Origin of the sequence: Microbacterium sp. K2 (assembly GCF_051365005.1) — a bacterium.
GTDB classification, from domain to species: domain Bacteria; phylum Actinomycetota; class Actinomycetes; order Actinomycetales; family Microbacteriaceae; genus Microbacterium; species Microbacterium foliorum_B.
On sequence record NZ_JBLWII010000007.1, the window covers coordinates 186,720 to 211,400 of the forward strand.

General features: G+C 67.7%; 26 protein-coding genes and 1 tRNA gene. 17 read left to right on the plus strand and 10 right to left on the minus strand.

Annotation, left to right across the window (positions count from 1 at the left end; translation table 11 throughout):
• Positions 1 to 162: 162 nt before the first annotated feature.
• Positions 163 to 1,362, plus strand: coding sequence for an ROK family transcriptional regulator (locus ACLKOY_RS17445; protein ID WP_436454734.1), 1,200 nt, complete (start codon positions 163 to 165; stop codon positions 1,360 to 1,362).
• Positions 1,363 to 1,559: 197 nt separating this feature from the next.
• Here ACLKOY_RS17445 and ACLKOY_RS17450 read toward each other — a convergent pair whose 3' ends face one another.
• From ACLKOY_RS17450 to ACLKOY_RS17465, 4 genes are all read right to left on the minus strand, one after another.
• A complete protein-coding gene (locus ACLKOY_RS17450; RefSeq protein WP_436454735.1) occupies positions 1,560 to 1,805 on the minus strand; it encodes an acyl-CoA carboxylase subunit epsilon in 246 nt (81 codons plus the stop codon).
• On the minus strand, positions 1,802 to 3,391 hold the full coding sequence (locus tag ACLKOY_RS17455; RefSeq protein WP_375137374.1) for an acyl-CoA carboxylase subunit beta: 1,590 nt from the start codon (positions 3,389 to 3,391) through the stop codon (positions 1,802 to 1,804). The genes ACLKOY_RS17450 and ACLKOY_RS17455 overlap by 4 nt, the downstream gene beginning before the upstream one ends.
• 117 nt (positions 3,392 to 3,508) lie before the next feature.
• Complete coding sequence (locus tag ACLKOY_RS17460) at positions 3,509 to 4,495, minus strand: hypothetical protein (protein WP_363575991.1); 987 nt, start codon at positions 4,493 to 4,495, stop codon at positions 3,509 to 3,511.
• A gap of 81 nt (positions 4,496 to 4,576) precedes the next feature.
• Entirely contained in the window at positions 4,577 to 5,269 is a 693-nt protein-coding gene (locus tag ACLKOY_RS17465) for an NTP transferase domain-containing protein (RefSeq protein ID WP_060927173.1), read from the minus strand.
• Between the two features lie 252 nt (positions 5,270 to 5,521).
• Here ACLKOY_RS17465 and ACLKOY_RS17470 point away from each other — a divergent pair, with 252 nt between their 5' ends.
• Genes ACLKOY_RS17470 through ACLKOY_RS17480 form a run of 3 tightly spaced genes read left to right on the plus strand, consistent with a single transcriptional unit; the run spans position 5,522 to position 9,136 of the window.
• Positions 5,522 to 7,288: an ABC transporter ATP-binding protein gene (locus ACLKOY_RS17470; protein ID WP_436454736.1), complete on the plus strand. Its 1,767-nt coding sequence runs from the start codon at positions 5,522 to 5,524 to the stop codon at positions 7,286 to 7,288.
• Entirely contained in the window at positions 7,264 to 8,829 is a 1,566-nt protein-coding gene (locus tag ACLKOY_RS17475) for a hypothetical protein (RefSeq protein ID WP_436454738.1), read from the plus strand. The genes ACLKOY_RS17470 and ACLKOY_RS17475 overlap by 25 nt, the downstream gene beginning before the upstream one ends.
• Before the next feature lie 40 nt (positions 8,830 to 8,869).
• On the plus strand, positions 8,870 to 9,136 hold the full coding sequence (locus ACLKOY_RS17480) for a DUF3039 domain-containing protein (protein WP_042536500.1): 267 nt from the start codon (positions 8,870 to 8,872) through the stop codon (positions 9,134 to 9,136).
• Between the two features lie 22 nt (positions 9,137 to 9,158).
• Here the strand turns inward: ACLKOY_RS17480 and ACLKOY_RS17485 are convergent, their stop codons facing one another.
• Positions 9,159 to 10,484 carry a nicotinate phosphoribosyltransferase gene (locus ACLKOY_RS17485; RefSeq protein WP_436454739.1) on the minus strand — a complete coding sequence of 442 codons (1,326 nt, stop codon included), beginning with the start codon at positions 10,482 to 10,484 and terminating at the stop codon, positions 9,159 to 9,161.
• 74 nt (positions 10,485 to 10,558) lie between these two features.
• On the opposite strand from ACLKOY_RS17485, the gene murI reads away from it, so the two are divergent.
• The 5 genes from murI (at position 10,559) to ACLKOY_RS17510 (ending at position 14,410) form a co-directional block, all read left to right on the plus strand.
• Positions 10,559 to 11,392, plus strand: coding sequence for a glutamate racemase (gene murI, locus ACLKOY_RS17490; RefSeq protein ID WP_436454740.1), 834 nt, complete (start codon positions 10,559 to 10,561; stop codon positions 11,390 to 11,392).
• A 49-nt stretch (positions 11,393 to 11,441) separates the two neighbouring features.
• Complete coding sequence (gene rph / locus ACLKOY_RS17495) at positions 11,442 to 12,176, plus strand: ribonuclease PH (protein WP_056312237.1); 735 nt, start codon at positions 11,442 to 11,444, stop codon at positions 12,174 to 12,176.
• Positions 12,176 to 12,769, plus strand: a complete 594-nt coding sequence (gene rdgB, locus ACLKOY_RS17500) for an RdgB/HAM1 family non-canonical purine NTP pyrophosphatase (protein WP_436454741.1) — start codon at positions 12,176 to 12,178, stop codon at positions 12,767 to 12,769. Before rph ends, rdgB begins: the two co-directional genes overlap by 1 nt.
• Before the next feature lie 61 nt (positions 12,770 to 12,830).
• Positions 12,831 to 13,406 carry a dihydrofolate reductase family protein gene (locus ACLKOY_RS17505; protein WP_436454742.1) on the plus strand — a complete coding sequence of 192 codons (576 nt, stop codon included), beginning with the start codon at positions 12,831 to 12,833 and terminating at the stop codon, positions 13,404 to 13,406.
• Positions 13,407 to 13,489: 83 nt separating this feature from the next.
• Positions 13,490 to 14,410 (plus strand): cation diffusion facilitator family transporter, encoded by a 921-nt coding sequence (locus tag ACLKOY_RS17510; RefSeq protein WP_436454743.1) that lies wholly within the window; start codon positions 13,490 to 13,492, stop codon positions 14,408 to 14,410.
• A gap of 4 nt (positions 14,411 to 14,414) precedes the next feature.
• Here the strand turns inward: ACLKOY_RS17510 and ligD are convergent, their stop codons facing one another.
• Positions 14,415 to 16,403, minus strand: a complete 1,989-nt coding sequence (gene ligD / locus ACLKOY_RS17515; RefSeq protein WP_436454744.1) for a non-homologous end-joining DNA ligase — start codon at positions 16,401 to 16,403, stop codon at positions 14,415 to 14,417.
• Between the two features lie 58 nt (positions 16,404 to 16,461).
• On the opposite strand from ligD, the gene ACLKOY_RS17520 reads away from it, so the two are divergent.
• A complete protein-coding gene (locus tag ACLKOY_RS17520) occupies positions 16,462 to 17,322 on the plus strand; it encodes a Ku protein (RefSeq protein ID WP_436454745.1) in 861 nt (286 codons plus the stop codon).
• 32 nt (positions 17,323 to 17,354) lie between these two features.
• On the opposite strand, the gene ACLKOY_RS17525 is transcribed toward ACLKOY_RS17520, so the two are convergent.
• The gene (locus ACLKOY_RS17525) at positions 17,355 to 18,125 is read right to left on the minus strand and encodes a DedA family protein (protein WP_140037537.1); all 771 of its coding nucleotides are present in this window, start codon (positions 18,123 to 18,125) and stop codon (positions 17,355 to 17,357) included.
• Between the two features lie 66 nt (positions 18,126 to 18,191).
• Positions 18,192 to 18,273, minus strand: a tRNA-Leu gene (locus ACLKOY_RS17530).
• A 120-nt stretch (positions 18,274 to 18,393) separates the two neighbouring features.
• Here ACLKOY_RS17530 and ACLKOY_RS17535 point away from each other — a divergent pair.
• The 7 genes from ACLKOY_RS17535 to ACLKOY_RS17565 are packed head-to-tail and all read left to right on the plus strand — an operon-like array spanning position 18,394 to position 22,869.
• The gene (locus tag ACLKOY_RS17535; protein WP_436454746.1) at positions 18,394 to 19,593 is read left to right on the plus strand and encodes a CpaF family protein; all 1,200 of its coding nucleotides are present in this window, start codon (positions 18,394 to 18,396) and stop codon (positions 19,591 to 19,593) included.
• On the plus strand, positions 19,590 to 20,447 hold the full coding sequence (locus ACLKOY_RS17540; RefSeq protein ID WP_436454747.1) for a type II secretion system F family protein: 858 nt from the start codon (positions 19,590 to 19,592) through the stop codon (positions 20,445 to 20,447). Before ACLKOY_RS17535 ends, ACLKOY_RS17540 begins: the two co-directional genes overlap by 4 nt.
• Positions 20,444 to 21,382, plus strand: a complete 939-nt coding sequence (locus ACLKOY_RS17545; protein WP_436454748.1) for a type II secretion system F family protein — start codon at positions 20,444 to 20,446, stop codon at positions 21,380 to 21,382. The genes ACLKOY_RS17540 and ACLKOY_RS17545 overlap by 4 nt, the downstream gene beginning before the upstream one ends.
• 19 nt (positions 21,383 to 21,401) lie before the next feature.
• Complete coding sequence (locus tag ACLKOY_RS17550; RefSeq protein WP_436454749.1) at positions 21,402 to 21,614, plus strand: hypothetical protein; 213 nt, start codon at positions 21,402 to 21,404, stop codon at positions 21,612 to 21,614.
• 13 nt (positions 21,615 to 21,627) lie between these two features.
• Entirely contained in the window at positions 21,628 to 22,038 is a 411-nt protein-coding gene (locus tag ACLKOY_RS17555) for a TadE/TadG family type IV pilus assembly protein (RefSeq protein ID WP_436454750.1), read from the plus strand.
• The gene (locus ACLKOY_RS17560; RefSeq protein WP_436454751.1) at positions 22,028 to 22,462 is read left to right on the plus strand and encodes a TadE family protein; all 435 of its coding nucleotides are present in this window, start codon (positions 22,028 to 22,030) and stop codon (positions 22,460 to 22,462) included. The genes ACLKOY_RS17555 and ACLKOY_RS17560 overlap by 11 nt, the downstream gene beginning before the upstream one ends.
• Before the next feature lie 32 nt (positions 22,463 to 22,494).
• Positions 22,495 to 22,869: a hypothetical protein gene (locus tag ACLKOY_RS17565; RefSeq protein WP_436454752.1), complete on the plus strand. Its 375-nt coding sequence runs from the start codon at positions 22,495 to 22,497 to the stop codon at positions 22,867 to 22,869.
• Positions 22,870 to 22,893: 24 nt separating this feature from the next.
• Here ACLKOY_RS17565 and ACLKOY_RS17570 read toward each other — a convergent pair whose 3' ends face one another.
• Together ACLKOY_RS17570 and ACLKOY_RS17575 are read right to left on the minus strand one after the other, a co-directional pair.
• Positions 22,894 to 23,448, minus strand: coding sequence for an NUDIX hydrolase (locus ACLKOY_RS17570; RefSeq protein ID WP_436454753.1), 555 nt, complete (start codon positions 23,446 to 23,448; stop codon positions 22,894 to 22,896).
• The gene (locus ACLKOY_RS17575; protein ID WP_436454792.1) at positions 23,445 to 24,677 is read right to left on the minus strand and encodes an MFS transporter; all 1,233 of its coding nucleotides are present in this window, start codon (positions 24,675 to 24,677) and stop codon (positions 23,445 to 23,447) included. Before ACLKOY_RS17575 ends, ACLKOY_RS17570 begins: the two co-directional genes overlap by 4 nt.
• Positions 24,678 to 24,681: the final 4 nt, after the last annotated feature.

Consider the following 24,681-nt stretch of genomic DNA (forward strand, 5'->3'; position numbering starts at 1 on the left):
CGTCTATCTACCCTGGGACAGAGAGACCAGCCGAACGCTGAGCGTCTTACTCAGTTTCACCGTTATTCAAGTCGTTGTCTGTAGGTATTTTGGGGGACACGATTCCACCCCGGTGCGAGAAGATGGGGCATGGGAATGCGTCGAGGAACAAATCTCCCCCGTATGGGCGACTTCAATCAGTCGGTCATCCTCGAGGCCATCCGCCGGTCCGGTGAAGGACTCAGCAGGATCGAACTCGTCGAGGCGACGGGCCTCTCGGCGCAGACGATCACGAACATCACCCGCCGTCTTCTCGATGAGGGACTCATCGCCGAAGCCGGGCGCACCATCAACGGGCCGGGCAAACCGCGGGTCACGCTGCGCCTGGTGGCGGAGAGCCGTTTCTCGGTCGGCGTGCATCTCGATCCGGCGGTGATCACGTTCGTGCTGCTGAACATGACCGGTGAGGTCGTGGGTCGGCGGGTCGTGCGCACGCAGGATTCGGACCCGAGCCGCATCGTCGAGACGATCGCGCAGACGATCGACATCCTGATCGGAGAAGCGGGCATCGATCGGGACCTGGTCGCCGGGGTCGGCGTCGCTGCTCCCGGTCCGCTCGACGCTGAGAAGGGCACCGTGATCGACCCTCCGAAGCTCGACGGATGGCATCGGGTTCCGCTGCGATCGGTGCTCGCGGCGGCGACGGGCTTCGAGGTCACGCTGGAGAAGGACACCACCGCAGCTGCGGTGGGGGAGTTGTGGACCGGCGATGCGACAGACGAAGGCTCTTTCCTGTTCGTGTACCTCGGTACGGGGCTGGGGGCAGCTGCGGCGCGCGATGGCGGCGTGATCGCCGGCAGCACCCACAACTTCGGTGAGATCGGCCACATCATGGTCGACCCGGAGGGGCCGGCGTGCGCGTGCGGCTCGCGCGGATGTGTCGAGGTGATGTGCACGCCGCAGGCGATCGTCGAGCAGGCGGAGGCGGCCGGGGTGTTCGACGACGACCCTGAGGGTGGCTCCGCGAACGAGGTCGAGAAGCGATTCATGCGGCTGTGCGAGCGGGCGTCGGCGGGCGAGACGACAGCGCTCGGGGTGATGCGTCGATCTGCCGGCCATCTGGCAGTTCTGATCTCGGTGCTCTCGAACGTGCTCGACGTCGATCGGGTCGTCCTCGGCGGTCCGTTCTGGGGGCCGCTCTCCGACATCTACCTGCGCGAGATCCCCGAGCCGTTGCATCGGAGGAGCGCCACTCGCGCGGTTCGCACATTGACCGTCGACAGCGCTGTCGTGGGAGACGACGTGGGCGCGGTGGGCGCAGCCTGTGTCGTGCTCGACGCCGTTCTCACACCCCGAGCGTCGGACCTGTACCTCGAAGACTGAACGCGCCGTCAGTTTGCATACCGGTATATCGGTTACGCCCTGGGAGGGATAACTCCAATCGATGTACTATCGATGAGATGCGCCGTCTGGGGTGACAAGGTGCCAGGGGCGACGGCCCCGCATCAATCGGAGGGTCGTCTGCGTGGCCCGGTAGCTGGGGGGCTCCGGGTCTCGCAGGCACTCCGTGCCCGCCGAGCTCAGCCGGAGAAGCGCCCCCACGGGATGTCACGCCGCAGCGGACGTCGCAGCGGTCGCTGCGTGCGAGCCCATGCCGAGACGCGAGGCTCGTCGGCCACGGCCTCGGAAGCCTCCTGAGTGTAGGCGTCGGTCACCACCGCGATGAGAGCCGCGAGCTCCTCCTCGGTCGCGACACCCCGGGTGATCTCCATCGTAGGCAGCGGGTGGTCCTCCGACGCCGCGTCCTGCGTCGCACGTACGGTCACAGCGGGATGTTCCCGTGCTTCTTGGGCGGCAGCTCGGCGCGCTTCCCGCGGAGGGCGCGGAGCGCCTTGGCGATCGAGACCCGGGTGTTCGCCGGTTCGATGATCCCGTCGATCTCGCCGCGCTCGGCGGCGAGGAACGGCGAGGTCACACTGTAGGTGTACTCGTTGGCGAGACGGGTGCGCACGGCGGCGACGTCCTCGCCGGCCTCCTCCGCACGCTTGATCTCGCCGCGGTAGAGGATGTTGACCGCACCCTGACCGCCCATCACGGCGATCTCCGCTGTGGGCCAGGCGAGGTTGACATCCGCACCGAGCTGCTTCGAGCCCATCACGATGTAGGCCCCGCCATACGCCTTGCGGAGGATGACGGTGACCAGCGGCACCGTCGCCTCGGCGTAGGCGTAGATGAGCTTCGCGCCGCGGCGGATCACACCGGTCCACTCCTGGTCGGTGCCCGGCAGGTACCCGGGCACGTCGACGAGCGTGACGATCGGAATCGAGAAGGCGTCGCAGAATCGCACGAACCGGCTGGCCTTCTCGCCCGCCTCGATGTTCAGGGTTCCCGCCATCTGCGATGGCTGGTTGGCGATGATGCCGACCGACCGGCCCTCGACGCGGCCGAAGCCGATCACGATGTTCGGTGCGAAGAGCGGCTGGACCTCGATGAAGTCTCCCGCGTCGACGACGTGCTCGATGACGGTGTGGATGTCGTACGGCTGGTTCGCGGAGTCGGGGATGATCGTGTTCAGCGAGCGATCGGCATCCGTCGTCTCCCACTCGAAGCCGCTCTCGTAGGCCGGGATCTCCGCCATGTTGTTGTCGGGGAGGAACCCGAGCAGCGTGCGGGCGTAGTCGATTGCGTCATCCTCGTCTTCAGCGAGGTAGTGGGCGACGCCCGAGCGGGTGTTGTGGGTGAGGGCTCCTCCGAGCTCCTCCATGCCGACGTCCTCGCCGGTGACCGTCTTGATGACGTCGGGGCCGGTGACGAACATCTGGCTGGTCTTGTCGACCATGATCACGAAGTCCGTCAGTGCCGGGCCGTACACGGCGCCACCGGCTGCCGGGCCCATGATGAGTGAGATCTGCGGGATGACGCCGGACGAACGCGTGTTCAGTCGGAAGATCTCGCCGTACTTGCTGAGCGCGAGCACACCCTCCTGGATGCGGGCTCCGCCCGAATCGAGGATGCCGATGATCGGCATGCCGCCCGACAGTGCGAACTCCATGATCTTGATGATCTTGTCGCCTGAGACCTCGCCCAGCGAGCCGCCGAACGTGGTGAAGTCCTGCGAGTACACCGCCACCGTGCGCCCGTGGATCGTTCCGACGCCGGTGACGACCGAGTCGCCGTATGGGCGGTTGCGATCCATGCCGAACGAGGTGGTGCGGTGCCGCACGTACTCGTCGAACTCGACGAAGCTCCCTGGGTCGACGAGCAGCTCGATGCGCTCGCGGGCGGTCATCTTGCCCTTGGCGTGCTGCTTCTCCTGCGCGACCTTCTCAGCGTCGACAACGGCTTCGTTGTAGCGAGCGCGGAGGTCTGCGATCCTGCCGGCGGTGGTCGAGAGTTCGGGCTTGTCCGTCACGGATTCCACCCTATCGTCGGGTCGGCCCCGTCCGTTGGATGCTCGCCACAACGGGTCGCCGCATCCTTTGGCGGCCGTCGCGCAGTCAGCGATGGCGGCTGCGGGTGGCGGACGGCGTCAGTCCTTGGCGACGTCCGAGGCGCCGGATCCGAGTTCGCCCGGAAGATCGTGCGTTCCCGACGGTCCGATCTCATCGAGGCCGCTCCTGCGGCCCCGCCCTACGGATGCGATCTTCCGCCCCGCCCAGCCGACGCCGCGTGCTGCCGACCCGGCCGCGCCCGCAACGGCGCCCCCGACGAACTGCGCACCGTGCAGCATCCGCAGTTCGAGCTTCTCTGCCCCGTCGACCGCCTCGAGCTCGAGAGGCAGGTCCATGGGAGGTGCACCGAAGGCGTGATGCGACGTGGTCAGCACGCGGCGCCCGAGGATGTGGTTTCCCGCGCCGCCGACTGCGGCGCCCACACCGAAGGGCAGCGCCTTGCCGATGAAGGAGGCTCCGCCCTTCGCGGCGAACTGCTTGATGAACATGCTCTTGAGGCGGTCGACGAGGGGCCCCACGGCTGCGCGGGGAAGAGATTTCGTGACCATCTCACCCCAGTACGACGATCGTGTGCCTCCGCGACCCGTCGCCTGCCCCGCCAACTGTCCGACGAGCGCCACGCCCTCTTTGCCGAGCATCAGGGTCATGACGAGCGCCCTGGCCCTGTCGGGGTTGGAGACGGCGATCCCATGGACCTCGGCGACCGATTGCGCGAAGAGCGCGGTCGATTCGACGAACCCCACGGTCTCCACTCCCGAGAGGGCGAGGGTGATGCCTGTGCCGATGCCGGGAACGACGGCGGTCGCGCCGACGGCTGCGCCGCCGGTCGTGACAGCCGCGAGATAGCGACGCTCGAGGATGCGGATGATCTGCTCAGGTGACGCGTGGGGGTTCCTCAGGCGGATGCTGCGGATATGCGCCAGGACGAGAGGGCGCTGGATGGCGAGGACGCGATCGAGTCCTCGGACCATCAGCGGGTGCTCCGTCGAGCCCACCGGCGGCACCCCCCTGTCCCACGCGGCGTCGTCGGGGAGGGAGTGGATCTTGTGCACCTTGGGGGCCATGGAACGATCCTAGGAACCCAGGCCGCGAAAACGCCGAAAGCCCGGCTCCCCTTGACGGAGCCGGGCTTTCGTGAAAGACGATCAGACGAACAGGTTCGCCCGCTCGAGGTCCTCGGCGAAGTCGACCTCGACCGCGTACAGGTCGGAGACGTCCATCGGCTCGAGCAGCAGGCCGTCTTCGGCGATCGCGAGCTCGAGGCCGCGCTCGAAGTAGTCCTGGTCCTCGACACGCTGCAGCTGGCGCATGAACGCCTTCTTGTTGGCGGACGAGATGTAGTTGATGCCGACGGCCTCGCCGAGGCCGCCCTTGACGGTCTTGGAGAGCTCGTTGATGAACCCCTCGGCCGTGACCGTGTACTTGACCTCTTCGTCGCTGACCTTGGAGGTGTTGACGGTGACGAACGACTGGTCGCGCTCGATGTACGCGGCCGCCCGACCGAGGATCATCGGGTCGAAGACGACGTCGCCGTTCATCCAGAGCACGCCCGACTTGCCCGTGGCGCCGAGGGCGCGCAGGAGGCTCTTCGAGGTGTTGGTCTCGTCGTAGCGCTCGTTGTGCACGTAGTTGACGTTCGGGAACGCCTCGATGATGGTCTCTGCGCGGTACCCGACGACGGCGGTGATGCGGGCGTCCGATCCGAATGCGGCGCGGATGTTGTCGTGCTGCTGGCGCATGATCGTGCGGCCGTCGCTCAGCTCCGTGAGCGGCTTCGGCAGCGCGCGGCCCAGGCGAGAGCCCATTCCTGCTGCGAGGATGACGGTCTGAAGAGTCACGAGTGCTCCTAAATGAAGTATGTGTTCATGGTCGGTTCACCGACCGGACACTTCGTCGTGCCGTGAGTCATGCTAGCGATCAAGCCTGGGAAGCCCCGGGGGTTGACGTCGCTGTTGCCAATTCGTGATCCAGTACACACCCAACACTCAGATTCGCCCGTATTCGGGCGAAGAGAGGTCGTTGAGAAGATCCTATGGGCGATTTGTTGCGGTGACCCGAAGAAAGTCGGAACCCGTTGATACCGTAGGACGGTGACTGCTTCTTCCTCCGACGACCGCACTGATCAGGTGGCTGACGCCGCGCCCGCCGCCCCGAAGAAGACCCCCGCTCGCAAGACGACCGTCAAGAAGACGACCGGCACCCGTACTCCGTCCAAGGCAGCGGCCGAGAAGGCGGCAGCGACCGTCGAGGTGGTCGCCGAGCCGGCTCTGAAGAACGATCGGAGCGCTGAGAGCGCCGGCTCTCGAACGGCAGCACCGAAGAAGACCACGACCGCCGCTGCGCGCGCAGCCGCAGCGAAGAACTCGACGCGCGACACGACGGCGCGTGCGGCTGCGGCGAAGACCGCTTCGGCGCGATCCTCGGCGACCAAGACGGCTGCGGCGAAGACTGCCGCTGCCAAGGCGGCGGCCGCAAAGAGCACTGCCGCTGCGGAGTCGGAATCGACCGCATCGGCGGCGAAGGCCGCTGCGGCGAAGACGGCGGCAGCCAAGGCTGCTGCGGAGAAGAGCGCTGCAGCGAAGTCCGCGGCGCGCACGTCGGCCGCGAGGACAGCGGCTGCGAAGGCTGCTGCGGCGAAGACGGCCGCGGCCAAGGCCGCTGCGACGAAGGCTGCCGCAGCCGAGGCCGAGGATGCCGAGGCTGCGGAGGTCCAGGGCGTCGCTGTCGACCCCGCAGCAGCTGATGCGAACACCGTGGAAGCTGATGCACGCGACTCCGACGTCTCAGGGTCGGACGCGACAGATGCGACTGTCGAAGAGCAGGTCGATGTCGCAGTCGAGACGCGCGTCGAGGGCGAGCCGCAGCCGCTGACGACCGAGTCATCGGCATCCTCGGATGTGCTCGCCGTCGACGGTGAAGAGGAAGCGCCCACCCTCGAGGCGGCACCGGTCGAAGACACCGCGACCGAAGCCGCGATGGTCACCGAGTCCACTGAGGAGCCGTCCGTCGACGAGAACGCGACATCCGGGGTCGTCGATGCCGTGTCCGATTCGGACGAGACAGACGAGGCCGTCGGCGAAGTCGGAGCGGCATCCGGATCCGAGGCCATCCGCATCCGCGGCCTCGTGAAGAGCTTCGGCGACCACACCGCGGTCAACGGCATCGATCTCACAGTGCCCGCGGGGTCGTTCTACGGCATCGTCGGTCCCAACGGCGCCGGCAAGACGACGACCCTCTCGATCGTCGCGGGGCTTCTGCGTGCCGACGCGGGCGACATCGCGATCTGCGGCATCGATCAGTCGGCGAAGCCGCTCGCCGCGAAGCGCATGATGGGCGTGCTGCCCGATCGCCTCCGCACGTTCGACCGGCTCACGGGGCGGCAGCTCCTCTATTACTACGGGCTCCTGCGGGGGCTCGCATCGGCGGTGATCGAGAAGCGCGTCGCCGACCTCGCACGAGCCTTCGACCTCGGGGAGGCGCTGAACCGCGTCGTCTCCGACTACTCGGCCGGTATGACCAAGAAGATCATGCTCGCGGGCGCGATGATCCACTCGCCGCGGGTCCTCGTGCTCGATGAGCCGTTCGAGGCCGTCGATCCGGTGTCCTCCGCGGTGATCCTCGACATCCTGCGCGCCTATGTCTCGCACGGAGGAACCGTGGTTCTGTCGAGCCACGGCATGGATCTCGTCGAGCGCGTCTGCTCGCGGGTCGCGATCATCGTCGGGGGAGAGGTTCTCGCCGAAGGCACGATCGACGAGGTGCGCGCAGGGCAGACGCTCGAAGCGCGGTTCGTCGAGCTCTCCGGTGGTATCGGCGAGGTGGAGGGGCTCGAGTGGCTGCACACGTTCTCCGACTGAGGGCGGCGCTCCTGATCGGATCGCTTCGCGACGAACGTCGGGTGCGCACCCTGGTCATGCTCGCTGTCGTGGTGATCTTGACGGCGGTGGTCTGCGCTGCGGTCCTGAGCCTCGACGACGCCCCGGTCGCTGTCGCACGCACGGTCATCGTGCTCGGCAGCGCCGCTCTGCTCCTGGGGTTCCTGGTGGGCCCGATCCTCGTGGGGGCCGTCGACCAGCTCGATCCCCGGCGATTCGCCGTGTTCGGCGTCGACGAGCGGCAGATGCCCTGGATCCTCGCGCTCGCCTCATTCATCAGCGTTCCGAGTCTCGCTCTCGTCGCGGTGAACATCAGCGTGTGCATCGTGGCCATCAGGCTCGGCGCACCCTGGTTCATCGCAGTGCTGGTGAGCTTCGTCAGCCTGCTGTCGACGATCCTCTCGGCGCGCATCGGCATGGCGGTGAACGCCCTGCTGCTGCCCGAGCGTCGGTCGCGCGAGCTCACCGCCCTCTTCGCACTGGCCGTGATCGTGATCGCGTTCCCCGTCGCCGTGTTCCTCGCCTCGCTCAAGTGGGACGGGCAGGTTCCTGCGGCCGTCGCGTCGCTCACGGCGACGATCGGCTTCACTCCCTTCGCCGCGTCGTCGCGGTTCCTCTTCTCGTTCGCGACGGACGACGTCACCGGAAACTGGATCAGCGGCATCGTGGCGCTCATCACAGCCGTGGCTCTCTGGGTTCTGTGGTCATGGCTCGTGCGCAGACTGCTCACCACCACAGAGCGGCCCGTGACCTCGCGGGAACGCTCTGGCCTCGGCTGGTTCGGTCTGCTCCCGTCTAACGCCTTCGGTGCGATCGCCTCGCGCAGCCTGGTCTACTGGCTGCGCGACCGCAGGTACATCATGAACCTCATCGTCGTCCCCGTCGCCGGCGCGCTCACCGTGCTGCCGCTCCTGGTGGCCGGCGTTCCGCTCGAGATCGCTGCGCTCGTTCCGGTCCCGGTGATGGCTCTGTTCTTCGGGTGGCTCCCGCACAACGATGTCGCCTACGACTCCACGGCGCTCTGGACGCATGTGGCCAGCGGCGTCCGCGGCATCCCCGATCGTCTGGGACGACTCGTCCCGGTCATTCTCGTGGCCCTTCCGGTGCTCGCCATCGCCGTTCCCCTCACCCTGCTGTGGATCGACGACTGGCGTCTGCTTCTTCCGCTCACCGGCCTCGGAGCCAGCCTGCTGCTGTCAGCCCTCGGGTTCTCGAGCATCGTCTCGGTGATCGCTCCCTACGCGGTGTCGCGCCCCGGCGACAGCCCGTTCCAGCAGCCGCAGCGGCCGACGTCACGCGGCGCCTACGGCCCAGCTGCAGCCTTCCTCGGCGCGATCGTCGTGAGTGTGCCCACCATCTGGCTGCTCGTGCTCACGATGCTCGAGGGGTCGCAGTTCGCCCCCGCGACATTCTGGGCCGGACTCGCGACCGGCGCCGCGGTCTTCGCGATCGGTGTCGGTGTGGGGGGACGGATCTTCGAGCATGAGGGCGAGCGGCTGATGGAGTTCGTCGAGACCGCGTGACAGCCGCCCGAGTGGGCACTTCCGCGGCTAGACTCTCGGCATGAGTACTCCGCTGGACAGCCCCGATCAGGGCGGCGTGGCAACGCTTGATCGCGAACTGGAAGAACTCCTCCGCGAGGAGAACCTCGAGCCGGGCGATCACGAGCGCTTCTCCCATTACGTCAAGAAGGACAAGATCCTCGAGTCTGCGATCACCGGCAAGCCGGTGCGTGCGTTGTGCGGCAAGAAGTGGACGCCGGGTCGCGACCCGGAGAAGTTCCCGATCTGCCCCACGTGCAAGGAGATCTACGAGACGATGGTCGGCTGAGCTTTCTCCAGCTCAGCGGCACTCAGCTCGCCTCGACGAAGACGGTGGGGATCGCCGGGTCCGACTTGCTGAGCGCGAGCGCTCGCACAGGGAGCTCCTCACGCACCCGAAGGTGATGCGCACGCGCGGAAGCGGTGCCCTGGGGACCCTCGAACGCGGTGTCGATCTCGCCACCCTCGACGAACGTCGTCTGCAACGCGCGCCCGTCCGCGTGTTCCGCCGGAGTGTCGAGCTCTTCGAAGCCGTCTGAGACCACGACGGTCTCGGCCTCGGCGACGCCGTCGACGAGGGTGCGGAATGCGGCCTTGCGCCCGCCGTGCGACGCCTTGTCGGACGAGGCCTTCGCGACGCCGATCCATGCTCCGCTCGGATCCTGACGAGCCACGAGCTTGTAGACCATGCTCGCCGTGGGGTATCCGGAGCCTGTGACCACCGAGGTGCCGACGCCGTACGCGTCGACCGGTGATGCCGCCAGAGCGGCGATCGCGTACTCGTCGAGATCGCTCGTGACCGTGATGCGAGTGCTTGTCGCACCGAGCTCGTCGAGCTGTGCCCGCACTTCTGCGGCGACGATCGGCAGGTCGCCGGAATCGATCCGCACTCCGCCCAGGGCCGTGCCGGCGACGCGGATCGCCGTCTCGACGCCTGTGCGGATGTCGTAGGTGTCGACGAGCAGGGTCGTGTCGGTCCCGAGGCTGTCGATCTGCGACCGGAAGGCCTCCTCCTCGGTCTCGTGCAGAAGGGTCCACGAGTGCGCGGCGGTGCCCATCGTCGGAATGCCCCACCGGCGTCCGGCCTCGAGGTTGCTCGTCGCGCGGAAGCCCGCGATGTAGGCGGCGCGTGCTGCGGCGACGGCGGACTGCTCGGCGGCGCGGCGGGAACCCATCTCAGCCAGCGGGCGCTCGCCCGCCGCGATGCTCATGCGAGACGCCGCGGTGGCGACGGCCGAGTCGTGGTTGAGGACGCTGAGAGCCAGCGTCTCGAGCACGACGGCGTCGGCGAAGCTGCCCTCGACCGTGAGGATCGGGGATCCGGGGAAGTACAGCTCGCCCTCACGGTAGCCCCGGATCGATCCGGTGAAGCGGTAGTTCTCGAGATAGGTGAGCGACTCGGCATCCACGACGTGGTTGTCGCGGAGGAACCGCAGCTCGTCGTCTCCGAAACGGAACTCGCGCAGCAGCGTGAGCAGGCGTCCAGTGCCGGCCACGACGCCGAAACGGCGCCCCCCGGACAGTCGGCGGGAGAACAGTTCGAACACACTCGGTCGCGATGCCGTACCGTCGCGAAGCGCGGCGGCGAGCATGGTGAGTTCGTAACGATCGGTCAGAAGCGCCGTGGACGTCGTCATCCGCTCAGCTTAGTGACGACACCCGCACGGGTTGCTGAGCATGACGCGGTCGCGCGCAGGTAGGCTGGGTAGTCATGAACGACGCCCCGATCGGAATCTTCGACTCCGGTGTCGGCGGACTCACGGTGGCTCGTGCCATCCGAGCCCAGCTGCCCCGGGAATCGTTCGTCTACATCGGCGACACGGCCCATTCCCCGTACGGTCCGAAGCCCATCGCGGATGTGCGGCGCTACAGCCTCGAGGTCCTCGACACGCTGGTCGACCAGGGCGTCAAGATGCTGGTGATCGCCTGCAACACCGCATCCGCAGCCATGCTCCGCGACGCGCGGGAGCGGTATGACATCCCTGTCGTCGAGGTGATCGGTCCGGCAGTGCGCCGAGCCGTCTCGACCACCCGCAACGGACGCGTGGGCGTCATCGGCACAGTCGGGACGATCGGCTCCCGCGCGTATCAGGACATGCTCGAGGTGAACGAGCGCCTCGAGGTTTTCACCGCCGCGTGCCCGCGTTTCGTGGAATTCGTCGAGGGAGGCATCACCGGCACGCCGGAGGTGCTCGCCACCGCCGAGGAGTACCTTGCGCCGCTGCGAGACGCGGGCGTCGACACCCTGGTGCTCGGGTGCACGCACTACCCGTTCCTCCGCGGTGCGATCAGCTACGTGATGGGGGAGGGCGTCACGCTCGTCTCCAGCGACGACGAGACCGCGGGCGATGTGTACCGTCAACTGGTGCGCGGCGACCTCCTCGCATCGCCCGATGCCACTGCGTCGTATGTCTACGAGGCGACGGGCGACTCGACCACCGAGTTCACCGCGCTCGCCAACCGTCTGATGGGCCGGGAGGTGCGCGACGTGCAGCTCGTGCAGACCGGTGTCATCACGCTTCCGGAGTCGGCCGCCGGGCTCTGACTCCTCCACAGCATCCCCCGCTCCATCCACCTCCACCCGAAGGAACCCCATGACCAGCATCGTCCGCGCCGACGGCCGCTCCACAGACCAGCTCCGTGAGATCACGATCGAACGCGGATGGAGCAGCCACGCCGAGGGATCGGCGCTGATCAGCTTCGGCGGCACCAAGGTGCTGTGCACGGCATCGTTCACGAACGGCGTGCCCCGCTGGCTCACCGGCAAGGGAAAGGGCTGGGTGACCGCCGAGTACTCGATGCTTCCCCGCGCGACGAACAGCCGCAACGACCGTGAGAGCGTGAAGGGCCGCATCGGCGGCCGCACGCACGAGATCTCGCGCCTGATCGGCCGTGCGCTGCGTGCCGTGGTCGACACCAAGGCGCTCGGCGAGAACACGATCGTGATCGACTGCGACGTGCTGCAGGCCGACGGCGGAACGCGCACGGCTGCGATCACCGGCGCCTACGTCGCTCTGGCGGATGCGATCGAATGGGGTCGCGAGAAGAAGTTCATCGGCAAGAACTCGACACCGCTGCTCGACTCCGTCGCCGCCGTGTCGGTCGGGATCATCGACGGAGAGCCCATGCTCGATCTCGCATATGTCGAGGACGTCCGGGCCGAGACAGACATGAACATCGTCGTGACCGGTCGTGGCCTCTTCGTCGAGGTGCAGGGCACTGCCGAGGGTGCACCGTTCGACAAGCGCGAGCTCGACGCGCTGCTCGAACTCGGCGTCGCAGGCTGCGCCGACCTGAAGGACCAGCAGCTGAAGGCGCTCGCGGGCTGATGAAGGTCGTCCTCGCCACGCACAATCCGCACAAGGTCGCGGAGTTCCAGCAGATCGTCGCGTCCACGCGTCCCGATCTCGAGGTCGTCGGATACGACGGCCCGGAGCCGGTCGAGGACGGTGTGACCTTCGCCGAGAATGCGCTCATCAAGGCGCGTGCTGCATCGCTGCATACGGGGCTCGCGGCCCTCGCCGACGACTCCGGGATCTGCGTCGACGTGCTCGGCGGGTCGCCGGGGGTGTTCTCCGCCTATTGGGCGGGGCAGAAGAAGGATGCTGTAGCCAACCTCGAACTGCTGCTCGACCAGCTGCACGACATCGCGGATCCACACCGCGCCGCCCACTTCAACTCGACCATCGCGCTCGTGACCCCCGAGGGAGCCGAGCACGTGGTCGTGGGGAAATGGCCGGGTCGCCTCGCCACCGAGGCATCCGGCGGGGGTGGGTTCGGCTACGACCCGATCTTCATCCCGGACGGCCAGCCGGAGGGCGCCGAGCGCACCGTGGGAGACTTCACCGCCGACGAGAAGCAGGCGCAGTCGCACCGCGCCCGCGCGTTCGCAGAACTGGTGCCGCTGCTCGCCGATCTCTGACCCACCGAGCAGCAACCACTACTCTTGACGTACTTCATGCGTAGTGGTTACTGTGGTCGGCATGCGAGAACTCACCTATTACATCGGCGTGACCCTCGACGGGTTCATCGCGGGGCCGGCTGACGAGGTCGACTTCTATCCGGTGACCCCGGCATTTGCCGAGATGCTCGGCACGGAACTCTCCGACATCCAGCCCGCCTTCGTCAGAGCCGGTCGGGGAGGCGCCGACGAGCCGCTCACCCGTTTCGACACCGTGGTGATGGGGCGTCGCACATATGAGCCCGCGCTGCAGGCCGGCATCACCGATCCGTACTCGCAGTTGCGAACCATGGTGTTCAGCCGCTCCCTGGACGACCCGGGCGAGCCGAACGTCGAGATCGTCCGCACGGATCCCGTCGCGCGGGTGCGTGAGCTCAAGGCGGAGCCCGGGCTCGGCATCTACCTGGCCGGCGGTGCCGTGCTCGCGGGGGTGCTGCTCGACGAGATCGATCGCCTGATCGTCAAGAAGTACCCGGTGATCGCGGGGTCCGGCATCCCGATGACGAGCCACCCCTTCGCCCCGACGCAGTTCAGCGTCGATCAGGTGCGCTCGTTCGACAACGGCTGCGTCGTGCTCGAGTACACCCGAGTGCGCTGAGGGCGCGGCTACTGAGAATCATCACCATTCCCGACTGCGCGCAGACCCGCCGAGCGGCACGATCGCCGGTCTAGCCTGGAAGCATGCACGATCACGCACCCGCCGCCGGCGGCATCCGCTCGGCCAGCCATCGTCGGCTTCTGGCGATCTCGCTGACCCTGACCGCGACCATCATGGTCGTGCAGGTCGTGGGTGCGATCCTCACCGGGTCTCTCGCGCTGCTGGCGGATGCGGCCCACATGTTCACCGATGCGTCGGCTCTCGTGATCGCCCTCATTGCCGCGGCGGTCGCCGCGCGCCCGGCCGATGACCGCCGCACATTCGGGTACCAGAGGGCCGAGGTGTTCGGAGCCCTGATCAACGCGATCATCCTGATCGTGCTCGCGGGTTGGGTCGCGTTCGAGGCTGTCGGCCGACTGCTGAATCCGGGCGAGACCGAGGTAGTGGGCGGGCTGATGCTCATCGTCGCCGTCGTGGGCCTCCTCGCCAATGCGATCTCGATGTGGTTGCTCAGCCGTGCGCAGCGCACCAGCATCAACGTGCGAGGTGCGTATCTCGAGGTGATGGGCGACCTGATCGGCTCGGCGATGGTCATCATCGCCGCGATCATCATCGTGACCACCGGATGGATGCCGGCCGATGCGATCGCATCGATGATGATCGCCGTGCTGATCATCCCGCGGGCGATCTCGCTGCTGCGCGAGGTGTTCTCGGTGCTCTCGGAGTCAGCGCCCGCTGGAACCGCGGTCAGCGACATCCGTCAGCACCTGCTCGACTACGACGGCGTGGTGGGGGTGCACGACGTTCACGTATGGCAACTCACCCGTGGAGCCCCCGTCTTCAGCGCACACGTCAGCGTGGAACCGGCTCTCCTGGCCGACGGACGCTCGACCAAGCTGCTGAACGATCTCCAGTCGTGCCTCGCGCACCACTTCGACGTCGAGCATTCGACCTTCCAGATCGAGCCGGCCGAGCAGTCGGACTGCGAGCCGCATCACGCGTGAGTCGTCAGGCTTCGACGACGACCTCTGCGGGCGTCTTGTCGGGGCGCAGGCCGCGCCAGCGCGAGTGTCGCAGCACTCCGTCGGGAGTCCAATTCGCGAACTCGACCTCGCCGACGAGCTCCGGCTCGACCCACAGCGCGTCGGAGGCATCGAGCGCGGGGACGCCGTCGAGAGGCGCCGCGTCGACCCGCAGCGGGGCGAGGCGCGCGAGCAGGTCGCGCAGCATCCGGTCTGTGAAGCCCGTGCCCACGCGGCCGACGTACCTCAGCCGGCCGCCGTCGGGCACCGCGAGCAGCAGTGAGCCGAACGTCCCCTCGCGGTCGCCCTTGCCAGGGCGGATGCCGACGATCACGACCTCCTGCATCCGGGTGTGCTTGATCTTGAGCCAGGAGGGTGAGCGCTGACCCGGGCGATAGCGCGACGATGGATCCTTCACCACGACACCCTCGAGGCCGAACTCGTCGCTCGCAGCCAGCGCCGCATCGAGGTCGTCGAACACGGGCGGTACCTGCACCGGCGCATCGAGGTCGGAGATGACCTCCTCGAGCAGGGTGCGTCGCTGCGCGAGCGGCATCGAGCTGAGGTCATGGCCGTCGAGGCGCAGCAGATCGAATGCCATGTAGACGATCGGAGTGCGCACGACCTCGCGTTCGATCTCGCGCGGCCGAGTCAGGTGCATGCGGTTCTGCAGCATCGAGAAGCTCGGTCTGCCGTGTGCATCGAATGCCACGATCTCGCCGTCGATGATCGCGTCGGACACGGGGAGGAACGGCGCTCCGTCAGCGGTCAGCTCGGGGTAGCGGGCAGTGATGTCGGTGCCGCTGCGGGCGTGCAGCAGCATCCGTCCGTCGCCCCAGGTGCCGATCGCGCGAATGCCGTCCCACTTGACCTCGACCCACGAGGGCGAGCTGAGGCTGCGAGCGATGGCAGGGGTGCCGTTCTCGGCGAGCATGGGGGAGACTGACGCCGGGGTGACGGGTGCGGACGCACTCGGGGCCGCGGCGATTCGAGAGCGGTGGCGCGAGGTGACCGGTCGCGTGACGGTCGCATCTTCGGGCGTCTGCGCCGACTTCGCCTCGACCGAGTGCTGGCGCTCGTGTGGGTGATCGCTGCGCAGAGGTGAGAGCGGATCCAGCCCCGATTCCGCGCGCTCGAGCACGGTCGCGAAGTCGAGCTGCGCCAGGTCAGGATCGTCGAGTTCCTCCCAGGTGCGGGGCGCAGCAACCCACGGCTGCGCACGGCCGCGCATCGAATACGGCGAGATCGTGGTCTTCTTGCCGTTGTTCTGGCTCCAGTCGAGGAAGACCTTGCCTCCGCGTGCGGCCTTGGCCATGGTGCTGGTGGCGAGGTCGGGGTGCTCTGCCTCGATGAGCCGTGCGATCTCCTTCACGACCAGCGAGATCTCGTCACTCGTCTGCTGCTCTGGCAGGGCGGCGTACAGGTGGATGCCCTTGCTGCCGCTGGTCACAGGCACGGGGTCGAGTCCCATGTCGGTGAGCAGGCCGCGCGCCATGCGTGCGACCTCGGCGCACTGCGCGAGTTCGACGCCGGGTCCTGGGTCGAGGTCGAGCACCAGGCGGTCTGGTCTGCCTGGCAGCCCATCCGCGGCGAAGCGCCACTGCGGCACGTGGAGCTCGATCGCGGCGACCTGGGCGAGCCAGACCAGGGTCGGCACGTCGTCGACGAGCGGATAGTCCTTGGGTCCGTCGGAGTGCTCGATCGCAAGGCGGGGAATCCAGCTCGGAGCGCCCGGTTCGAGCTGCTTCGTGAAGAACGCGTCTGCGGGAGCATCCGCGGTTCCGACCCCCTCGACCCAGCGCTTGCGGGTGACGGGACGTCCGGCGAGCAGTGGCAGGATGTGGGGCGCGATCGCCGTGTAGTAGGCGATGATCTCGCCCTTGGTGGTGCCGGTCTCGGGGTAGACGACCTTGTCGAGGTTCGTGATGCGCAGTCGACGACCGTCGATCTGCACGTTCTGAGCCTCTGCGACCATGACGCCAGCGTAGTCAAGGTACTGGCCCCCACCGGCGCGGCTGGTGTTCACTGGGGGCATGAGAACGATCTGGAAGGGCGCGCTGACCTTCGGCCTGGTGAATGTGCCGGTCAAGGTGTACTCCGCGACCGAAGACCACGATGTGCCGCTGCATCAGGTGCACGAGAAGGACGGCGGTCGCATCCGCTATCAGCGCACGTGCGAGGTGTGCGGCGAGACCGTGGCCTATGCCGATATCGATCGCGCGTACGTCGACGAGGGGCAGACAGTCGTTCTCACCAAGGACGATCTGGCGGCGCTGCCGGCTGAGAAGAGCCGTGAGATCGATGTCGTAGAGTTCGTGCCCTCCGACCAGGTCGACCTGCTGACCCTCGACAAGCCCTACTACCTCGAGCCCGACTCGAAGTCCCCGAAGGCCTACGTGCTGCTGCGCAGGACGCTCGAGCAGACCGATCGCACGGCGATCGTGCGGTTCACGCTGCGTCAGAAGACCCGCCTCGCCGCCCTCAGAGTGCGTGGCAAGGTGCTCGTGCTGCAGACGCTGCTGTGGGCCGACGAGGTGCGCGAGGCCGAGTTCCCGGCACTGGACGAGGACGTGCGGATCTCGAAGAAGGAGCTCGAGCTCTCAGCATCCCTCGTCGACAGCTACTCGGCCGACTTCGACCCCGAGTCGTTCGTCGACGAGTACCAGAAGGAGCTGCGCACGCTGATCGACGCGAAGATCGAGGCGGGCGACACGTTCGATGTCTCGGAGACGTTCGCCGAGGCCGAGGGCGGTGGCGACGCCAAGAGCGGCGAGGTCATCGACCTGATGGAGGCGCTGCGCGCCAGCGTCGCGCGCACGAAGGCCGCGCGATCGGAGTCGTCCGACGCGAAGGCGAGCACCAAGAAGAGCCCGGGCAAGAAGAAGGCGGGCTGAGTCCTCAGCCCGCCTGTCTCACTCGTTCGAGATCAGTGCTTGCCGTCGCCGTCGAAGTCGGGAGCGCGGTCGAAGACCTCGGGGTCGAGGGCGAGCGCTTCGGCCTCGGCGGCGTCGGTCTCTCCCTCGCCTGCCGCGGCCTCCTTCTTGGCCTTGTGGCGCTCCGAGAAGTAGTGCCAGACGGTGATCAGCGCGGTGCCGCCGACGGCTGCGAGCAGGATCAGGTCGATGTAGCTCTCGACGAAGTGCGCGACCGGCGGGATGAACCCGATCGCGTAGCCGAACATCGTGAGCCCGAAGCCCCAGAGGATCGCGCCGATCAGGTTGTAGAGCGTGTAGCGGCGCCACGGCATGTGGCCCACACCGGCAGCGACGGGAGCGAACGTGCGCACGATCGGCACGAAGCGGGCGAGGATGACGGTGATGCCGCCGAACCGCTCGAAGAAAGCGTTCGTCCGCTCGACGTTCTTCTTGCTGAACAGGCCCGATTCCTTGCGCTCGAAGACCGCGGGGCCACCCTTGTGGCCGATGAGGTAGCCGACTTCACCACCGACGAAGGCGGCGAGACCGATGAGCAGTGCGACTATCCACACGTTGATGCCGAAGACGCCGTGCTCGGAGCCGGCGATCGGATGCGACAGCAGGCCGGAGATCACGAGCAGCGTGTCACCCGGCAGCAGGAATCCGACAAGCAGGCCCGTCTCGGCGAAGACGATGAAGCACACCACGAGAAGCGCCCAGGGGCCGGCCGAGCCGATGATGGTGGCGGGGTCGAGCCAGGGGATGAGAGCGGCGTGATGCATGGATGTCCCGTCGTCGTGCGCTGTGCGGCGGTCAGGTCGTCGGTCGCGGGGGACGCGACAGATCGGTGCGGAAGGTGGGACTTGAACCCACACGCCCTAGGGCACAGGAACCTAAATCCTGCGTGTCTGCCAATTCCACCACTCCCGCGCGGTGAAATCAGTCTACTGATCGGGGGATCGTGCGTAGCTGAGGATCCGCCCGCAGCCCGAACTCTGCGGCTGTGGATAACTCCGACGCGCGGTGCTCGATCCTTGCGAGGATGCTCGGGTGATCCAGCCTTCCGTCCTCGTCGCAGAGCGCGTCCGGCAGCGACTCCGCGCTGAGGGCACGGATCCGACCTTCGACTCCGCGGCCGCGCGCACGGTCACACTTGCGGAGGTGCGCAGGTTCAACGATCTGGCGCTCGCACGGGGTGCAGCGATGATCGACGACGAAGCCGCATGCGTGCGCGACGTGCTCGCAGCGGTGAGCGGCTTCGGGGCTTTGCAGCCGCTTCTCGACGACTCGGAGATCGAGGAGATCTGGCTCAACGGTCCCGAGAGCATCCACATCGCGCGCGGCGGAGTCGCAGAGCGCATCGAGCTGCGTCTCACGGAGTCGGCCCTGCGCGATCTCGTCGAGCGGATGCTGCAGTCGACCGGCCGCCGTGTCGACATCAGTCAGCCGTTCGTGGATGCTTCTCTTCCCGACGGGTCTCGCCTGCATGTCGCCATCGCGGATGTCGTCCGGGGATCCTGGTCGGTCAACATCCGCAAGTTCCTGCCCCGTTTTCGTACCCTCGATGCGCTGGTCGAGCACGGGGCCCTGACCGCAGAGCTCGGCGATCTTCTACGCGAGGCGATGCGCGCGGGCAAGAGTGTCGTGGTGTCGGGCGCCACCCATGCGGGCAAGACCACGTTCCTCGGGGCGCTGCTCGCCTCGTGCGCCGACCGTCAACGGATCATCACCGTCGAGGAGACCTTCGAGCTCGCTGTGCAGGGTCCTGATGTCGTCTCCTTGCAGGGGCGTCAAGCGAGCCTCGAAGGAACGGGCGAGATCACGCTGCGCAGGCTCGTGAAAGAGGCGTTGAGGATGCGGCCCGATCGCCTGGTGGTGGGTGAGGTCCGAGATGCGGAGGCACTCGACCTCGTGCTCGCGCTGAACACCGGTGTGCCGGGCGCTGCGACCGTGCACGCGAACTCCGCTGCCGAGGCGCTCGACAAGCTCACGCTGCTTCCGCTGCTCGCCGGGCGGAACATAGACAGAGCATTCATCGCGCCTGTGCTCGCGGGAGCGGTCGATCTCGTCGTGCACTGCGTTCGCGGCGACGACGGAGTCAGACGGGTGCACGAGGTCATCGCGCCGACCGGCGAGGTGATCGACGGGCGGATCGTTGCGCGAGAGGTTTACATCCGCGGCGGCGGTGCCGTCGCAGGCGGTGCGGCGTGGCGACGCGGCGAGCCGCAACCTGCGGGAGGCACACGATGACGGTGCTGCTCGGAGCGATGCTCGCCGCCGGTGTACTGCTGTGCGCGTCGCCATGGCTGTGGCCTCCGCGTCCGGAAGAGGAGAAGGCCAGACGCCGCGGGCGTCTGGCTCGGTTGCTCGAAGAAGGCGGCCTCGCCTCCGTCAGACCGCGCACACTTCTGCTGGTGATCGCGACGGTGGCGCTCGCCGCGGCCTCCCTCGTCTGGCTCCTCACTGCGATTCCGATTCTCGCCGGGCTGGCAGGCGCGGCCGCAGGCGTGGCGCCGATCGTCTTCGTGCGATCGCGACGCACGCGGCTGCGCAAGCTGCGGCGACAGCTCTGGCCCGACGTGTGCGACCTCCTGATCGCATCGATCCGCGTGGGGCTGTCGCTGCCGGATGCCGTCGCGAGCCTGGCTGAGTCATCGCCCGCGATGATCCGGCCCGCCTTCGTCGTGTTCGCCAGAGATCTGCGCGCCACCGGTCGGTTCGAGACGAGTCTCGACCGGCTGAAGTCCTCGCTGGCCGATCCCATCGCCGACCGCATCATCGAGACGCTGCGCATGGCAAGACAGGTCGGCGGTACCGAACTCTCCGGCGTTCTGCGCGCGCTGTCTTCGTCGGTTCGTGCGGATGCCGTATTGCGCGGCGAGGTCGAAGCCCGACAGTCGTGGATCCGTGGCGCCGCCGTGCTCGGGGCGGTCGCGCCCTGGGTGATCCTCGGTCTGCTCGTGCTGCGCCCCGAGGGCGCTGCCGCCTACGGCACAGCAGAGGGGATGTTGGTGATCTGCCTCGGTGCTGCCGTGTCGGTGATCGCGTACCGCATCATGATCCGCATCGGTCGTCTGCCCGAGCCGGGAAGGTGGTTCGGGTGAACCCGGTCTCCGCGGTCGCTGTCGCGATTCTCGGCGGCGTCGCGGTCGGATCCGGACTGCTCTGCATCCTCGCCGCGATGCCGCACTGGTCGGCATCGCCGCTGACACTGCGTATCGCACCGTACGTGCGCGACGTGGTGCCCGATGGCGACCTGCCCGACGGAGCACTCCCACGGGTCGGAGTGCTGTCGGCAGGTGACCGGACAGCGTGGCGCCGATCGCTGGCGATCTTCGAGCGCCTGCTCGGCGGTGGTGAAGCCCTTCGCCACAGGATCGAGCAGGCCGGGCTGCCGCTGGAGCATGGCGCCTTCCGCGGGCGTCAGCTCGGGTGGGTGCTCGCAGGCATCGTGACCGGCGCGATCGCTGTCATCGTGCTCGCGCTCGCGGGGCGCATGAGTCCGCCGGTCGCTCTGCTGCCCGGCGTCCTGGGCACCGCCGCGGGGTTCGGATACGACATGCAACTGACAGCACGTGTCTCAGCTCGTCGGGCTCGACTGACCGACGAGCTGCCGACTACCCTCGAGTTCCTCGCTCTGTGCCTGTCGGCGGGGGAGGGGTTCCTCGACTCCCTGCGTCGGGTGGCCGCAGTCGGATCCGGGGAGCTCACCGGCGAGCTCCGCCGTGTGGTTCTCGCTGTCGGCACGGGATCACCGCTCGCCGATGCCCTCGCCGAGATGGCCGCTCGACTGCAGCTTCCGGGGCTCTCACGTGCGATCGACCAGGTGATCGCCGCGCTCGAGCACGGTGCCCCGCTCTCCGCAGTCCTGCATGCTCAGGCCGGCGACGCACGTGAGGACGCCAAGCGGGTCCTCATCGAACAGGCCGGACGCAAGGAGATCCTGATGCTCCTCCCGCTCGTGTTCCTGATCCTCCCGCTCTCCGTTCTCTTCGCCATCTACCCGGGCCTCTTCATTCTGCGACTCGGCATCGGCTGAGCGATCACGAAAGGACGACATGAACACTTCTCGACTCCAGAGGACGCGCTTCGCGGACTGCCGCTCTCAGGATCTCCTCCAGGACCTCGTCGAAGACGAAACCGGAGACGTGCCCGGATGGGTGCTCGTCACACTGATGACGGCGGGTCTCGTGGTGCTGATCTGGGCGGTTGCCGGCCCGGCGCTCAGCGCGCTGTTCGAACAGGCCATCCAGCGTGTGTCGGGGCTCTGACGGGGCTCACCCGGTGTCCGTCAGATCGCCACGGCGCTTCGTCGCGGACGATGGCGGATCGAGCCCGGTCGAGTTCGTGCTCGTGGGGACGCTGCTCACCCTCCTCACCCTCGGCGTGATGCAACTCGCGCTCGCCGTCTACGTCCGCAACGTCGTGCACGACGCGGCGGTCGACGGCGCCTATCACGCCGCTCTGGCGGACACCACGACAGATCAGGGAGCCGAGCGCGCACGAGAGATCATCACCCGTGCGATCGGTGAGGCGTACGCCGAAGATGTGACGGTGGTTCGCTCGACGGCGCTCGCGCAGCCGACGATCGAGGTTCGCATTCGCACCACACTTCCGGTGATCGGGCTTCTCGGTGTGCCGTTCGCGTTGGAGGTGCAGGCGCATGCACCGGAGGAGTCGTTCGATGATGGATGACGACGGCTCGGCGGCCCTCGAGTTCATCGCCGTCGGCGTCACTCTGCTCGTGCCGCTCGTGTACTTGATCACCGCGCTGGGCGCTGTCCAGGAGCAGACGCTGGGTGTCGAGGCCGCCGCACGTCACACGGCGAGAGCGATCGCCCTGGCCCCGGATGCGGTCACGGCAGCCATGCGGAGCGAGCGAGTGCTTGCGAGCATCTCCGATCAGTACGGCATCGACGCGGAATCGACCGAGGTGTCTGTGGCCTGCGTGCCCGCCGACGCGGCATGCCCCTCGGCCGGCGCGACCATGACCGTCACGGTCGCGACGTCGGTGTCCCTGCCCCTCATCCCCGCGATCTTCGGATGGGACGAGGCCGCTTCCATCGGGGTCGAGGGGGCCGCCGTGCAGAAGATGTCTCGTCTGTGGGGCGGAGGGTGAGGCAGGCGGGCGAGGACGGAAGCGTACTGCTCTTGACCCTCGGCTACGCGATGCTCGCCCTCGCCCTCATCTTCGTGAGCGTGTGCGCGACAGACCTCTACATCTCGCAGAAGAGACTCGATGCGATCGCCGACGCGGCAGCGCTCGCCGGAGCCGACGGTTTCACGCTGGCAGTCGACGGCGAGACTGCTCGCGCCGATCTCACCGATCAGGGAGTCAGAGATCAGGCCGAGGGGCTGCTCGCAGCACTTTCGGCACCGGTGACTCTGGAATCGGCGTCGAGCCCCGACGGTCACTCGTCACGGGTGACCGTTGCGATCACATGGAGTCCGCCGCTCATGTCGCTGTTCGTTCCCGACGGGGTGCGGCTGGAAGCGACAGGGACGAGTCGCACGGCGTTGCGCTGACTGTCGTTCGCGAGCTCGTCGACGTCAGCTGAGCAGACGATCCCGCAGCCTGCGCACGCGCCCAGGGAACTCATCCGGCACATGCTCAGGCAGTTCGTCGATCGGCCACCAGCGCACGTCCTCCGACTCCTCGCTCACGACGAGCACGAGATCGTCGTCGACGACGACAGCCACCCCGATGTCGAGGTGCGAGGCGCAGCGACCGAAGGCGGAGGAGAGCTGGTGGTGATCGAGGTCGTAGACGAGGGGCTCGACGAGAGTGGGCAGGTCGACGCCGGTCTCCTCGCGCAGCTCGCGGAGAGCGGCCTCCGCGATCGATGCATCTTCGGGTTCGAGATGCCCGCCGGGCTGCACCCAGAACCGTCCCTTGGCGTGGAAGACCAGCAGCGTGCGAGTGAGCGAAGGGTCGAACACCAGTGCGGAGGCCGTGGCGTGGTCCGGCCCGTCATCGCGAGATACCGGCCCATGATCATCGCGGAAGAAGGCCGCGAAGTCCGCGACAGCGTCACGCTCGTGATCCGTCGACGATGGGGCTCCGATGACCATGCGACGCACGTCGGCGCCGAGAGCAGCGGTCATGAAGGCTCCTCCTTCGTACGGGGCACGAACCGGGGGATCCACCGGATGAAGCCACCCGCACCGACGAGGCCGATCACTCCCATGGCTGCTGCCGCGATCGGCAGCGAGAAGAGCGCCACGATCGCCGAGACCAGCAGGGGAGCGACGGCTCCTCCGGCATCCGTCAGCGTGCGCCACGAACCGAGGAACGCCGCAGGCTCGCTCTTCGGGGCGACGTCGGCTCCCAGCGTCAGCAGGATGCCGCTCGAGAGGCCGTTGCCGACCCCGAGCACGGCGGCGAACATGCCGAACCACAGCACGGCCGCATCAAGGTCATGCGTGAAGGAGAGCGCGAGGAACCCCGCTCCCATCAACACCATCGCCGGCATCGCCGCCCAGAGGCGTCCGAACCGGTCCATCACCTGGCCGCTCGCGTAGAACAGCGCGAAGTCGATCGCACCTGAGATGCCGACGACCAGCGCGATCGTCGAGGCATCCAGGCCGAGCGAGAGACCCCACAGCGGCAGCACCACCTGCCGGGCCGACCGCACGGCCGACAGCGATGCGGCGGCGAGCCCCAGCCGCCCGAGCACGCTGCGCTGCTGCCACATGGTGCGGAAGATGCCCGTGCGCGCGGCGGTGGGAATCGAACCGGTCACGGGCTCGCCCGAATCATCCGCAAGCGCGGCGGTCCGCACCGCAGTCGTCGGCGCGATCGTCTTCTCGGGATCCGGGCCGAGAAGCACGAGCAGCACCATCACGACGAGACACCCGAGGAAGAACCAGATCGCCGCGGTCTCGGAACCGAAGAGCTGCAGCAGACCGGCCGCGACGAAGGGCCCGATGAAGATGCCGAGCCGGAAGCTTCCGCCCAGCAGCGAGAGGGCCCGCGCGCGGAAGGCGATCGGGACCCTCGTCGTCATGAATGCATGGCGGGCGAGTCCGAAGGCGGCAGCGCAGAAGCCCAGGAGGAACACGGATGCCGCGAGCACCCCGAGCGTGGGGGCGAAGACCATGCCCACGCCTGCGCCGATCGCGATCACGCCGGCGATCACCATCGTGAAGCGTTCGCCGATGCGGCCCACGGCCCAGCCTGCGGGGAGGTTTCCGCAGAGCTGACCGACCACGAGCGCGGATGCCACGAGAGCGGCGAACGCGATATCGGCGCCCATTCGCGCGGCGATCACCGGGATCAGCGGGATGACGGCGCCTTCGCCGAGCGAGAAGAGCACGGTCGGGAGATACACCATCGGT